A 16571-nucleotide genomic window follows, 5' to 3' on the forward strand; every position below is an offset into this window, starting at 1 on the left:
GAGGCAACGAGCGCGGTGCTATTTTCATTTATGAGGTAAGAGCAACGGGTCGTATTATAAACTGTTATATAACAGGAGTGTCCAATTATAATGGCACCAATCAATTTTCCGGTTTTGTAAGGGACCATGAAGGCAAGATACTTAACAGTTATGTAGACATCGAGTTTAACGGTTCCATGCACGGTTTATTAGTCGGTGAAAATCGTGGTGCAAACACTGAAGTCTCCAATAGTTATGTTATCGGAAACGCCATGAACGCTCGTAATACACGAAGTTTTATGCACACGAATAAAGGCTCCATAGAGAATGCCTATTATGCAGTAAAAACCAGCGGAGGCTCCGCCGCTCTGCTGATTAGTAATCAAGGATCCATTAGCAGTAGCTACTATGATAACGAAAAGTGGGGAGGAACAATGAGAATTGTTGAAACCACCAATTCCGATGGCAGTGATGAAAACTCAGGAGGATATAGCACGATGGACTTGCAAATGCCGACAGCAGCAAACCTTGATGATATGGATAGCCCGTATTATCAGTGGAGCGAAGATAATTGGTCGTTTGGAACAAGCGAGCAATATCCATTGCTTAAATATGGGAGTGGTGATGATCAAGCTAATCCTGCTTGTGGTAATTCTCAGCAGCCTAGATGTGGCACTTTATTACGCGGACAAGAGAGTGGACAAGAACTTTCACCCGACGCAACCTTAGCTGCTTTGGTGCTAACCGATACTAGTGGCGAGGTTACATTGACTCCTGTCTTTGCATCAGCGATGACTAACTACACTGCGAGCGTGACAGAGACAGTCGATGAAGTGCAAGTGACACCGATAGCAACCGAAGGCATGGTGGCAACGATTATGATAGGTAATGAGACTGTAGAAAGTGGTGATTCATTTGATATCAGCTTAGGTGCAGCCGGCACAAATACAGATATAGAGATAGTCGTGACCGCCCCGAATGGAACGACGACGAATAGCTACACGGTGACTGTGCGCCGAGAATTGAGTGATGATGCGACTTTGAGTTTCTTGACACTAACAGATAGATTGAGTGAAACTCCGGTTACAGGAGATATAAATTCTTTTAGTCCAGATAAACTTCAATACTCAGCGCGTGTTCTACATACAGTGTCAATGGTTACAGTGACGGTGTCGGCGACTAATGGGAATGCAGAGATTAGAGTGGATAGTGATGAAGTGGAAAGTGACACCGGCTTTGATGTGGCATTGGGTAATCCAGGTTCTGATACGGTTATAGAGATAGAAGTTACTGCGCAGGATGGAATGACGACTAACACCTACACGATAACTGTGAATCGTGCTGAGACGCCAGCGTTAAATGATGCGACTCTGTTTGATTTAGCATTAAGGCTAACGGATACTGACGACACTAGGATTGAATTGTCTCCTGCTTTTGCGTCACCGAGAACTAGCTACAACGCAGGTGTCGCCGATACAGTAGATACTATAGCAGTGACCCCGACGGCGACTAATAACAATGCAACTATCACGGTGACTGTTGATGAGACAGAGGTAGAGACAGTGGTTAGTGGCAATGCAAGTCGACCCATTGACTTAACCGAAGGTGAAGGTGCCACGACCACGATTACAATCGTAGTGACTGCCCAAGATGGCAACACAATGAGGAAATACACGATAGCAGTGACTCGAGCGCTTCCTGGTATCCGTGTTCGAGTTAAGGTTTTCTTGGAGGGGCCGTTACGCTAGCTGGTAGGGTAGGTTCAGGCATCACTAGAGTTAGTTGCCAGCTGTAGCGCAAATCAATGCTTCTCTTATGATTATCCTTCTAGCATATTTGCCAAAGGCTATCATCAGGTACCTGTCCTATCTCTCAAAATTTAACGGGAAAGTTCTATGAAAGTGTAAGGTGCAAGGCACAGTGCACCTTTCAAGCTAATCCTAGTGGGAACCGTCAATCAGTGTAAAAGTAAATCTGAACTCCTGAACTCTAGGTAATGCTGGCGCACCAGCTCTAGCGCATCGTTGCGTATTTCATTCTCTATTCCCATTGGCTATTTACTGTCACTTATGCTGGAGACTGCTTCGACAGCCCCACATTACAATTTTACGCTTTGGTCTAAAAAAATTTCATTCCACTATTGACAAGAGTTTTTTTTGTTATACATTAGTAATCTAGAAAAGAGAACTTGATATGAAAAGAGAATGGTTTTAATAAAGCACAAATCATCTAGGCATTAAAATCACACGAGGTTGATGTCTAAGTATCGGAGATATGCAGAGAGATGAGTATAGTTTGGCAGACCTTCTATAGGATGAACAAAAAGCGAACCTATAATCTGTATAGACAGTTCAGGCTTCAAATAAGAACCAAACGCAAAAAGTTCTGCCGTTCTTATTGCATTGCATTACTTCCTATAGCCATGGATGAACGCGGAGCTATGGATTTCATCCACGAACAATTCCGCAATGGCAGACGATTTCGTATATTAAATAGAGTAGATGATTACAGCCGAATATGTATCGGGCAAATCATCGCATTATCAATTAGCGGTTTGTGTATCGCAAACTATCTATCTCAGCTGATACAATTTAGGCAAGTGAAACCGAAAAGCATCGTTTGCGACAACCGCGCGGAGTTTACCAGCAAAGCTATGTTTTACATGTTTTACTGGAGTCGTGCGCAGCTGGACTGCATACCATCTGGAAAACGGACGCAGAATGCGTATATCGGAAGTTGCTATGGCAAGTCCCAAGATAGTTGTCTGAATCAGTATTGGCTTTATCCATTGACAAATGCAAAGACAACCATTGAAAATTGGTTTATTGATTACAATAGAGTAAGGTTGCACCGTTCACTAGGCTATCAACCGCTTAGTGTATTTGTGCAGAAATTAGCATCAAAAATAGTACAAAAAAGAAAGGAGGTCAAGATCAACAACAATGTAATATAACGGGGTAATATAACAGGGAAATATAGAGGGAACTGTAGATTTATGTAGACAACAAATTACAAGGAAGTGAAATATGGAGCAAAAAGACCTAGTTAGAGCCGAGAAATCGTTGCTAGCCTGCTGGTAAGCACCAAAGCGTAAAAGACGCACTTCTATAAAAGAAGAGCTGATTATGTTATGCAGTTAGGTAGAAATGGCAAACCTACACTCAGATAAGTGAAATAATGAGTGGCTTGTCAAGTTATCTGTATAATTCCCTTTATTGTTATATTTATATAACTATAAAGAATTATAAGTCACTGTCTTTAAGCACATTTTTGTTGATTGTGCTAGTGGCGGCTACATTGTGGCAACCGGCGATTGCGCAGCAACCTTCGTTACCTTCTTGTACGCAAACCATAGCAGATACTGATAACGACCCTGTGCCTGCAGCTAGGGATGTAGACAAAGATGGTGATGGATTAATAGAACTGTGTAGCCTAGAAGGATTGGATGCGATACGCTATCAGTTGGACGGCACTGGCTATAGAGCGAGTGACACCGCAGACCGGATAGCGACAGGTTGTCCCGGAGGTAGCTGTCGTGGCTATGAGTTGTTTCGGAGTTTAGACTTCAAAGATGCTAACAGTTATGACAGTGGCAACATTAATATAGCCTGGACTACGGGTGCAGGATGGTTGCCCATAGGACCCATAGGCAGCAATCAGGCATTCATTGCAGATAATGCATTCAATGCGGTATTTGAAGGCAACAGGTATACTATATCTAACTTCACGATAGATAGACCGGATGAGAATAGGATAGGTTTATTCAGTCAGATAAATACTAATTCTAAAATTGATAATATTGGTCTGCTCAATGTAGCTATCACAGGAGATAGTGATGTGGCTAGTTTAGTCGGCATCAATAATGGGGGTGATATTACGAACAGCTATGCGATCGGTGATGTGACTGGGAATAGTCAGGTAGGCGGCTTAGTTGGTTCTAGTAATAATGGCACTATTACGAATAGTTATGTGAGAGGTGATGTGACCGGGAATAGTCGGGTAGGCGGCTTAGTCGGTTTCAATTTATCTGCTAATATTACGAACAGCTATGCAGCGGGTGCTGTGATTGGGAATAATCAAGTAGGTGGCTTGGTTGGTTCTCATCAATTTAGCAATATAACAAACAGCTATGCGACCGGTTCTGTGACTGGGAATAGTCGGGTAGGCGGCTTAGTCAGTGCCAATTTATCTAGTAATATTATGAACAGCTATACAACCAGTGATGTAACTGGGAATAGTCAGGTAGGCGGTTTAGTCAATATCAATGATGATGGTAGCATTACGAACAGCTATGCGACGGGAGAGAATTTAAGCCGTTTATTTGCCGTAAATCGAGGTAGCATTATAGACAGTGAACATCTGTCCATTGAAGAACTGCAGTCACCCACTGATGACATATATAGCGAATGGAGTACTGCAGACTGGGATTTCGGTAATGAATCACAATTGCCGGCACTAAAATACACCGGAGGCTCTAATAACCAGGCCTGTGGTATTGGTAGGCAACCTAGTTGTGGTAGTTTATTGCCTAATCAACTTCCCAGCCTTCTGGATAATCTCACGGTATCCTCTAACGGTCTATTGGTGCCTGAGTTTAATCCGCAGAGAATGGTCTATGATGTGGTGGTTAGTGAGACGGTCAAATCAATAACACTGCAAGCAATGGCGACGGATAAGTTTATTACTATTCGTGGTAATAGCATAGAAGAGCAATCGACCACCGCTACCATCAGTCAAGGTATTCCCATAGCTGCAGACGATGGTACTATGATTACGATTGAAGTGTCTGAAGCGGATGGAAGGGCAACAGGGATCTATATATTGACTGTTCAAGTAGCGCAATTATCCCCCGCCTCCTGTACGCGAAACATACCGGATACTGATGACGACGGCGTGCCAGCAGCTCTGGATATAGACAAAGATGGTGATGGTCTAATAGAACTGTGCGATTTTGAAGGATTGAATGCAATACGCCACCAGCTGGATGGTAGTGGTTATAGAGCGAGTGGTACTACAACCCGGATAACGGCAGGTTGTCCTGAGAGAGGCTGTCGTGGCTACGAGTTGGTTCGGAGTTTAGATTTTGAGGATGCTGAAAGTTATGACAGTGGGCGCATTAATACGGCATGGACGACGGGTGCAGGATGGATGCCGATAGGCACTAGTGATGAGTCGTTCAATGCGATATTTGAAGGCAACGGCCATACGATATCTAACTTAACGATAGATAGGTTTATTGATAATATAGGTTTATTCAGTGACACAGGTGCCAATTCTAAAATTACTAATATTGGTCTGTTAAATGTAGATATCAAAGGAAGGAACAATACAGGCGGTTTAGTCGGCTTCAATGATGGTAGTATTACGAATAGCTATGCGATGGGTTTTATGTCTATGTCAGGGCTTAATCGGATAGGCGGCTTAGTCGGTTCAAATACTGGTAGCATAACGAATAGCTATGCGACGGGTTCTATGTCTATGATAGGGCTTAATCGGATGGGCGGCTTAGTCGGTTCAAATACTGGTAGCATAACGAACAGCTATGCGACAGCTAATGTGAGTGCGATTAGTCGGGTAGGCGGCTTAGTCGGTTTCAATATAGGTAGCATAAAAAGTAGCTATGCTACGGGTGATGTGAGCGGAGATTCTAAATTAGGTGGTTTAGTCGGTTCAAATACTGGTAGCATAACGAACAGCTATGCGACAGGTAGAGTGGGTAGGTTCAATCTACTCGGTAGAAGCGATAGAGGCGGTTTAGTCGGCGAAAATAGTGGCACCATTATGAACAGCTATGCGTCAGGTATAGCAGGACTGAATGCAAGAGTTTTAGTAGGCATCAGTATAGATGATGATATTATGAACAGTCAATATCGGTCCATTGAGGCATTGCAGTCACCCACTGCGGCAACTGACATATATAGCGAATGGAGTACTGCAAACTGGGATTTCGGTAATACATCACAATTACCAGCACTTAAATACACCAGAGGGTCCGATATCAGAAACCCGACCTGCGATGTCGCTGAGCAACCTAGCTGCGGTAGTTTATTGCCTAATCAACTTCCCAATCTTTTGGATAATCTCACAGTGTCATCCAACGGTCTATTGATGCCTGAGTTTGATCCGCAGAGAATGGTCTATGATGTGACGATTGGTAAGATGAATTCAATAACACTGCAAGCAATGGCGGCGAATAAGTCTATTACCATTCGTAGTGATGGCATAGAAGAGCGAACTGGCACCAATGACATCAGTCAAAATATTCCTGTAAGCGAAGATGATGCCACCCTGATTACGATAGAAGTATCTGATGGAAGAACGGCAACCGACTACCTGTTGACCGTTATGCTAATAAATTTACCTTTCTGTACTCATGCCATAGCGGATACTGATAACGACGGTGTGCCGGCAGCTATAGATGTAGACAAAGATGGTGATGGATTAATAGAACTGTGTAGCTTAGAGGGATTGGATGCGATACGCCACCAGCTGGACGGGAGTGGCTATCAAGCAGATAGCAATATGGATATTATAACAATGGGATGCCCTGAGGATGATGGCTGTCGTGGCTACGAGTTGGTTCGGAGTTTAGATTTTGAGGATGCTGACAGCTATGACAGCGAGCGCATTAATATGGCATGGAGGATAGGTGACGGATGGATGCCGATAGGCACTAGCATTCAGCCATTCAATGCAGTATTTGAAGGTAACGGTCATACGATATCTAACTTAATGATAGATAGATTTGCTGACAATATAGGTTTATTCCGCGCAATAAGCCGTGATTCTAAAATTACTAATATTGGTCTGTTAAATGTGGCTATCACAGGAAATGCCTCTGTAGGCGGGTTAGTTGGTGGCAATGACGGTAGTATAACGAGTAGCTATGCGACCGGCGATGTGAGTGGGAGGTCTAGAGTAGGCGGTAGCGTAGGCGGTTTAGTCGGCAGAAATACTGGTAGTGTAACGAACAGCTATGCGACGGGTACTGTGACCGGGCGGACTGCGGAGGTCGGTGGTTTAGTCGGCTTCAATAGAAGAGGTAGTATAACGAACAGCTATGCGAGTGGTGATGTGACTGGGTTTGGTGTGGTAGGCGGTTTAGTCGGCAGCAATTCTGGTAGGGTAACGAACAGCTATGCGAGAGGTGATGTGGATGGGGTAAGTTCGGTAGGCAGTTTAGTCGGCAACAATTCTGGTAGGGTAACGAACAGCTATGCGATCGGTAATGTGAGAATAGCTGGTGAGGATGCAAGAGTGTTAGTAGGTGCCAGTATAAATAATAATATTATAAACAGCCAACATCTGTCCATTGAGGCACTGCAGGCACCTACTACGGCAACTGGTATATATAGCGAATGGGATACTGCAAACTGGGATTTCGGTAATTCAGCACAAAACCCAGCACTGAAATATACCAGAGGTTCTGATGTCAACCATCCGGCCTGTGGTATCGCCGGGCAACCTAGCTGTGGTGATTTATTACCTAATCAATTCCCTAGCCAGCAGCCGAGTTCTGATGCGAGCTTAACAGCTTTAGTGGTATCGGAAGGAACATTGATACCAGCTTTTATGAATGATGAACAAGCATATACAGTATCAGTTGCTAACCAGACGGAAACGATAACGGTGACCCCCATGGCAAGTAATACTTCTGCGACTATCGTAGTGAATGGCACTACCGTTAATAATGGTAGTGCAAGTGATAGCATTCCTTTAACCAAAGGAGGCATAACGATAATAACAATAGAAGTGACCGCACTAGACGGCACCCTAAACACCTACACGATAGCAGTGCGCCGAGATTTTGATGTACGGCCTTCTTGTACTCAAAGCATACCGGATACCGATAATGACGGTGTGGCAGCTGCCATTGATATAGATAAAGATGGTGATGGTCTGATAGAGTTGTGTGATTTGAATAGTTTAGATGCGATACGCTATCAGTTGACCGGTAATGGCTATCAAGCGAATAGCACTGCGACTCTGATAACTGCAGGCTGCCCTGATAATAGATGTCGTGGCTACGAGTTGGTTCGGAGTTTAGACTTTGAGAATGATAATAGCTATGACAATGGTAGCATTAATAGAGCATGGGCTATGGGTGCAGGATGGCTACCAATAGGCAATGAAAATCGGTTATTCAATGCAGTATTTGAAGGCAACGGACATACCATATCTAACCTAATAATAGATAGACCTTCTATGGGTCATGTAGGTTTATTTGGCGTGATAGGTCTTAATTCTAAAATTACTAACCTGGGTCTGTTAAATGCAGATATCACAGGGCGTAACAGAGTAGGCGGTCTAGCTGGCATGAACCGCGAAGGTAGTATTGCGAGTAGCTATGCGGCAGGTGATGTGACTGGTCGCAGCGATGAGGTAGGCAGTTTAGTCGGCTTCAATAATGGTCGTATTGCGAACAGCTATGCATCTGGTAATGTGACTGGGAATAATCAGGTAGGCAGTTTAGTCGGCTTCAATGCTAATCGTATTGCGAACAGCTATGCATTTGGTAATGTGACTGGGAATAATCAGATGGGTGGTTTAGTCGGCTTGAATGCTGGTCGTATTGTGAATAGCTATGCATTTGGTAATGTGACTGGGAATAATCGGGTAGGTGGTTTAGTCGGCTTGAATATCAGTAATATTACGAACAGCTATGCGGCGAGTGGTGTGGCAGCAGAAGGTCTGGATGCCGGAACCCTAACTGGTTTTAATGGTGGGAATATTACAAATAGTATGTATCAGACTATTGCGCAACTGCAGGCACCCACTACAGCAACCGGCATATATAGCAAATGGAGTACTGCCGACTGGGATTTTGGTAATGCCTCACAATCCCCAATGCTGAAATATACCAGACCAGCCTGTGGTGTCGCTGGACAACCTAGCTGTGGCAGTTTGTTATCTAACCAATCTCTTAGTCTTTTGGATAATCTTACGATATCTAATGCTCTATTGGTGCCTGAATTTAATCCGCAGAGATTGGTCTATGATGTGGTCGTTGATGAGAATGTCAATTCAATAGCACTGCAAGCAATGGCTATGGGTAAATCTATTACCATTCGTAGTGATGGATTAGTAGAGCAAGTTACCAACGATGCCATCAATCAAGAAATTCTTATCGCTACAGACGGTGGCACTAGGATTACGATTGAAGTGTCTACTGCAGATGAAAGTTTGGCAGGGAATTACATGTTGACCGTTGAAGTAGGTCTATTACCCTCCTGTGCTCTAGACATACCAGATACTGATGATGACGGTTTTTCAGCAACTATAGATATAGATAAAGATGGTGATGGTCTGATAGAACTGTGCGATCTAGAGGGATTGGATGCGATACGCCATCAGCTGGAGGGGAATGGTTATCGAGTAGGTAGCAATATAGACATTATAACGACAGGATGTCCTGAGAGAGGCTGTCGTGGCTACGAGTTGGTTCAGAGTTTAGACTTTGAAGATGCTGACAGCTATCGCAGTGGGCGCATTAATACGGCATGGACGACGGGTGCAGGATGGCTGCCGATAGGCAGTAGAGACCAGCCATTCAATGCGGTATTTGAAGGCAACGGACATACCATATCTAACCTAACAATAGTTAAATCTTCTATTAGTAATATAGGTTTATTTGGTTTGATAGATTCTAATTCTAAAATTACTAATCTGGGTCTGTTAAATGTAGATAACACAGGAGATAACAGGGTAGGCGGTTTAGTCGGCATGAACCGCAAAGGTCGTATTGCGAACAGCTATGTGATAGGTGATGTGACTGGGAATAATCAAGTAGGCGGTTTAGCCGGCTTGAATACCGGCAGTATTGCGAATAGCTATGCGACCGGTGATGTGACTGGCAGCCGCGATCAGATAGGTAGTTTAGTTGGCTTGAATACCGGAAGTATTGCGAGTAGCTATGCGAGAGGTGATGTGACTGGGAATAATCAAGTAGGCAGTTTAGTCGGCATTAACCGTAGGGGTAGTATTATGAACAGCTATGCAGTGGGTAATGGGACTGGGAATAATCAGGTAGGCAGTTTAGTCGGCATGAATACCGGTAGTATTACGAACAGCTATGCAACGAATGATACGGCAGCACAGAGTCCAGATGCCGGAGACTTAGTGGGTTCTAATAGTGGGAATATTACAAACAGCATGTATCAGACCATTGCGCAACTGCAGTCGCCTACTACTGCAACCGACATATATAGCGAATGGAGTACTGCTAACTGGGATTTTGGTAGTTCATTGCAATATCCAATACTTAAATATGCAAGTGGTTCCGATATTAGCAATCTAACATGTGGTTTTTCTGAGCAATCTAGCTGTGGCAGTTTATTATCTAATCAATTTATTAGCTTTTTGGATAATCTCACAGTGTCCAATAGCCTATTGGTGCCTGAGTTTAATCCACAGAGATTAGTCTATGATGTGGTCGTTGGTGAGAATGTCAATTCAATAGTACTGCAAGCAATAGCTACAGGCAAGTCTATTACCATTGATAGTGATAGATTAGGAAGGCAAGCTACTAACGATGCCATCAGGCAAGAAATTCTTATCGCTACAGGCGATGGTACCACGATTACGATTGATGTGTCTGTTCCAGATGAAAGGTCGGCGGGGAATTACCTGCTGACCGTTCAAGTAAGTCTATTACCCTCCTGTACTCTAGACATACCGGATACTGATGGTGACGGTGTGTCAGCGGCTATAGATATAGATAAAGATGGTGATGGTCTGATAGAACTGTGCGATCTAGAGGGATTGGAGGCGATACGCCATCAGCTGGATGGGAGTGGTTATCGAGCAGGTAGCAATATGGACATTATAACGACAGGATGTCCTGAGAGAGGCTGTCGTGGTTACGAATTGGTTCGGAGTTTAGATTTTGCAGATGCTGATAGCTATGACAGTGAGCGCATTAATACAGCATGGACTATGAATGCAGGATGGTTACCGATAGGCAGTAGAGACCAGCCATTCAATGCAGTATTTGAAGGCAACGGACAGACCATATCTAACCTAATAATTGATAGATCTGATAGTTCTTATATAGGGTTATTTGGTTTCACAGGTTCTGATTCTATTATCACTAATCTTGGTTTGTTAGATGTAGATATTGCAGGGGAGAATAATGTAGGTAGTTTAATCGGCTGGAATGAAGCTGATGTAACGAACAGTTATGCGACCGGTGAGGTGATGGGGAATGAACCTGTAGGAGGCTTAGTAGGATTAAATAAGGGTAATATTATGAACAGCTATGCAGCGGGTGATGTGAATGGGCAGACTAGTGTAGGCGGTTTAGTTGGGGTCGGCGACAGTAGAAGTAGTATAACGAACAGTTATGCAACAGGTGAGGTGATAGGGAGTGAACAGGTAGGAGGTTTAGCCGGCCTCATGGATACTGCTGGTGCTAGCATTATGAATAGCTATGCGACAGGTGGTGTGATGGGGAGTGGAGATGTAGGAGGCTTAGTTGGGCTCATCATTCTGGATGCTAGCATTATAAATAGCTATGCGACGGGCAATGTGATGGGGGATAGTGATGTAGGAGGTCTAGTCGGCTTCAATGGTGGTAGTAATTTGGGAGAGGGTGGTAATGAGTTCAGAATTGATAATATTACGAACAGTAGCCCTCAGAGTACTGCGGCACTGCAGATGCCTACTACAGCAACCGGCATATATAGCGAATGGAGTACTGCCAACTGGGATTTTGGTAATTCATTGCAATATCCAAGGCTTAGATATGCCATAGGTTCCGACCCTAATAATAATCCGGCCTGCGGTACTTCTGGGCAACCTGACTGTGGCACCTTATTGCCTATTCCAGTGATGACAACGGACTCACTGCTGAGTAGTGATGCGAGCTTAAGTGCTTTGGTGGTATCGGAAGGCACATTAAGCGCGCCCTTTGATAGCAATACACGAGATTACACAGTGTTGGTAGCCAATACAACAGAAACGATAACAGTGACACCGACGGCGACTAATACCAGTGCAACTATCACAGTGGAGACAGCAGAGGCAGAGACACAGACAGTAGAGAGTGGCACTACAAGCACTGCGATTGAATTAGCCGCAGGTGAAGTCACCACGATTATGGTCGTAGTGACCGCCCAAGGCGGCAATAAGATGGAGCGCTACACAATAGCAGTGAGCCGACCGCTGAGTAATGATGCGAGCTTAACTGACTTGACGGTATCGGCAGGCATATTAACCCCAGACTTTAATAGCACAACACTGAACTATACAGTGTCGGTTGGAAATGATATTGAGAGGCTAACTGTGACGCCAACGGCATCTGATGATAATGCAACTATCACAGTAGAGGCGGAAGAGGTAGAGAGTAGCACTACAAGCACTACGATTGAATTAGCCGCAGGTGAAGTCACCACAATTACGATAGAGGTGACCGCCCAAGACGGCACACCAAATACTTACACGATAGCAGTGACCCGAGCAGCAAGTCCTGATGCAAGTTTGAGTGATTTAGCACTTACTGATAGCAACGGCATTACGATTGCATTGATACCTAATTTTGCAACAACGGTGACCAGCTATGCGGCAAGCGTAGCCCATACGGTAGCTGAAGTGCAAGTGACACCAGTAGCGAGTGAAGGTATGTTGGCAACGATTAGGATAGGTAAAGAAACTGTAACCAGTGGTGATTCAGCTAATATCAGCTTAGGAGTACCCGGCACAGATACTGATATAGAGATAGTCGTGACCGCTCCGAATGGAACGACGACGAATAGCTATACGGTGAGAGTGAGCCGAGCATTGAGTGATGATGCGACTTTGCGTGCCTTGACCCTAACAAATAGATTTGGTGAGAATAATTTAGTCAGGGTAGAGCCTTTTGCTGAGGACACATTGGAGTACACTGCAGAAGTGCACCATACAGTGTCAACGCTTACCGTGACGGTATTGGCAACTGATAACGAGAATGCAGAGGTTACAGTGAATGGCAGTGATGTGGCAAATGGTGACATGCTTGATATAGCATTGCCTGAAGCAGGTAGTTCTACGGATGTTGAGATAGTCGTGACTGCTCAGAATAGAACAACGATGAGAACCTACTTGGTAACCGTGAATCGTGCTCCACTACCACTAGATAATGATGCGACCCTGTTTGATTTAGTGTTGATGGCGAATGGTGAGGGCATAGCTTTAGACTTTGTTAGCACGATGACGACTTATACAGTGAATGTAGACCATACAGTAGCTAGTTTAGAAGTGACCCCAATTGCAAACAACGATGATGTAGCTAGTATCAGTATAAATGGTAATGAGGCTGAGAATAGGAATCCGATAGATATTGTGCTTGAAGTGGCCGGTGAAGATACTGAGATAGTCGTTATAGTCACCGCCGAAGATGATAGCACGACTATGAGTTATACAGTGACAGTGAGCCGAGCACTGAGCAACGATGCCAGCTTGCGTGCTTTAGTGCTAACTGATACTGAGGATAATATGATTGAATTGTCTCCTACTTTTGCACCAATGATGACCAGCTATAGAGCGAGCGTGGCAGACACGGTGGGTGAAGTGCAAGTGACACCGGTAGCAACCGAAGGTATGATGGCAATGATAAGGGTAGATAATGAAACTGTAGCCAGTAGTGCTTCAGTGAGTGTTGATTTAGGAGCAACCGACACAGATACCAATATAGAGATAGTAGTGACCGCTCCAGATGGAACAACAAATACTTATATGGTGACTGTGAGCCGAGCGGCAAGTACCGATGCGAGTTTAAGCGCATTGACAGTATCGGCAGGCACACTAAGTCCAGACTTTAATAGCACGACACTGAACTATACAGTGTCGGTTGCTAATAGCATTGAGCAGCTAACCGTGATGCCGACGGCGACTAATGCCAATGCAACTATCATGGTAGATGATGAGGCAGTAGAGAGTGGTACTACAAGCACTGCCATTGAATTAGCCGAAGGTGAAGTCACTACAATTATGGTGGTAGTGACTGCCCAAGACGGCACCGAAAATACTTACACGATAGCAGTGAACCGTGACCCAAGTGCCGATGCGAGCTTAAGTGATTTAGAGGTATCGTCAGGCACATTAACCCCAGCCTTTAACAGCACCACACTGAACTATACGGTATCGGTTGAAAATGATGTTGAGAATCTAACCGTGACGCCGACGGCATCTAATGAGAATGCAACTATCTCGGTAGATGATGCAGATGTGATTAGTGGCATGGGAAGTGACAGCATAGCCTTGACCGAAGGTGGCACAACCACGATTACTGTTGTGGTAACCGCCCAAGATAGATCCATGAATATTTATACAGTGCTAGTGACCCGAGCAGCAAGTCCTGATGCAAGTTTGAGTGATTTAGCGCTTACTGATAGTAACGGCATTACGATTGCACTGGTGCCTGATTTTGTGTCAACGGTGACCAGCTATGCGGCAAGCGTAGCCCATACGGTAGCTGAAGTGCAAGTGACACCAGTAGCGAGCGCAGGTATGATGGCAATGATTAGGATAGGTAATGATACTGTAGCCAGTGGTGATTCAGCCAATATCAGCTTAGGAGTACCCGGTACAGACACCGATATAGAGATAGTCGTGACCGCTCCGAATGGAACGACGACGAATAGTTATATGGTGAGAGTGAGCCGAGCATTGAGTGATGATGCGACTTTGAGTGCCTTGACACTAACAGTGGCTGGTGAGGATAATTTGATCAAGGTAGAACCTTTTGCTGAGGACACATTGGAGTACACTGCAGAAGTGCATCATACAGTGTCAACGCTTACCGTGTCGGTATTAGCAACTGATAACGAGAATGCAGAGATTACAGTGAACGGCAGTGATGTGGCAAGTGGTGGAATGCTTGATATAGCATTGCCTGAAGCAGGTAGTTCGACGAATGTTGAGATAGTCGTGACTGCTCAGAATGGAATAACGATGAGGACCTACTTGGTAACTGTGAATCGTGCTCCACTACCACTAGATAATGATGCGACCCTGTTTAATATAGAACTGATGGCGAATGGTGAGGGTATAGCTTTAGACTTTGTTAGCGAGATGACAACTTATACAGTGAATGTAGCCCATACAGTAGCTAGTTTAGAAGTGACCCCAATTGCGAACAACGATAATGTGACGAGTATCACGATAAATAATGAAGATGCCGAGAATAGGAATCCAACAAATGTTCCACTTCTAGATCCCGGTGAAGTTACTGAGATAGTGGTTATAGTCACCGCAGAAAATAGTAGCGCTACAGTGAGTTATACGGTGACCGTGAATCGAGCACTGAGCAACAATGCAACCTTGAGTGCTTTAATGCTAACGAGTACTGAGGAGGATATGATTGCATTGACTCCTGATTTTGCATCAACGGTGACTAACTACACTGCGAGAGTGGCAGAAACGGTGACTGCAGTTCAAGTGATGCCGGTAGCGACCGAAGGTGCAATGGCAACGATTAGGGTAGATAATGATACTGTAGCCAGTAGTGCTTCAGTGAGTGTTGATTTAGGTGAAACCGGCACAGATACCAATATAGAGATAGTCGTGACCGCTCCAAATGGAACGACGACGAATAGCTATACTGTGATAGTGAACCGAGCGCCGAGTAGTGATGCGAGCTTATCTGATTTGGTGGTGTCGGAAGGACAATTAGATCCAACCTTTAATAGCGATAGACGAAACTACGCAGTTGAGGTCGCTAATGCGACAGCAACGATAACCGTGACGCCGACGGCAACTAATGCCAATGCAACTATCACGGTAAATGCTGCAGCAGTAGACAATGGCAATGCAACTGATCCCATTGAATTAGCCGAAGGTGAAGTCACCACAATTATGGTGGTAGTGACTGCCCAAGATGACACCAAAAATACTTACACGATAGCAGTGAGCCGAGCAGCGAGTGCCGATGCGAGCTTAAGTGCATTGACAGTATCATCAGGCACACTAAGCCCGGACTTTAATAGCACGACACTGAGCTATACAGTATCGGTTGCTAATAATATTGAGCAGCTAACTGTGAAACCAACGGCGACTAATGTCAATGCAACTATCACGGTAGATGATGAGACAGTAGACAGTGGCAATGCAAGCGGGTTCATTACATTAGCCGAAGGTGAGGTCACCACAATTATGGTCGTAGTGACCGCCCAAGACGGCACTGAAAATACTTACACGATAGCCGTGAGCCGAGAGGCGAGTAGTAATGCGAGCTTAAGTAATTTAGAGGTATCACCAGGCGCACTAAGCGAGACCTTTGATAGCACAACCCTGAACTATACAGTGTCGGTTGAAAATGATGTTGAGAGACTAACAGTGACGCCGACGGCGACTAATGCCAATGCAACTATCACGGTAAATACTGTGCCAGTAGAGAGTGGCAATGCAAGTAAACCCATTGAATTAGCCGCAGGTGAAGTCACCACGATTACGGTCGTAGTGACTGCCCAAGCTGGCAACACAAATACTTACATGATAGCCGTGAGCCGACCGCGCCCTGCTGGCATCCGTGTCCGGGTTAAGGTCTTCTTGGAGGGTCCACTACGCTAGCTGGTAGGATGGTCAATACACCACTAGGGCTGTTGCCTATAGCACAA

At 44.7% G+C, this 16571-nt stretch carries 3 protein-coding genes; all 3 read left to right on the plus strand.

Translation table 11 applies throughout. The features are described 5' to 3' along the window. Positions 1-77: 77 nt before the first annotated feature. The 3 genes from GDA45_03960 to GDA45_03970 all read left to right on the plus strand — a co-directional run bounded on the left by GDA45_03960 (position 78) and on the right by GDA45_03970 (position 16524). Entirely contained in the window at positions 78-1727 is a 1650-nt protein-coding gene (locus GDA45_03960; GenBank protein ID MBC6414073.1) for a cadherin-like beta sandwich domain-containing protein, read from the plus strand. Between the two features lie 674 nt (positions 1728-2401). Further along, entirely contained in the window at positions 2402-2932 is a 531-nt protein-coding gene (locus GDA45_03965; GenBank protein ID MBC6414074.1) for a transposase, read from the plus strand. A 320-nt stretch (positions 2933-3252) separates the two neighbouring features. Further along, complete coding sequence (locus tag GDA45_03970; GenBank protein ID MBC6414075.1) at positions 3253-16524, plus strand: cadherin-like beta sandwich domain-containing protein; 13272 nt, start codon at positions 3253-3255, stop codon at positions 16522-16524. Positions 16525-16571: the final 47 nt, after the last annotated feature.

It is taken from the genome of Chromatiales bacterium (assembly GCA_014323925.1).
In the GTDB taxonomy this organism is placed as follows: domain Bacteria; phylum Pseudomonadota; class Gammaproteobacteria; order Poriferisulfidales; family Oxydemutatoraceae; genus SP5GCR1.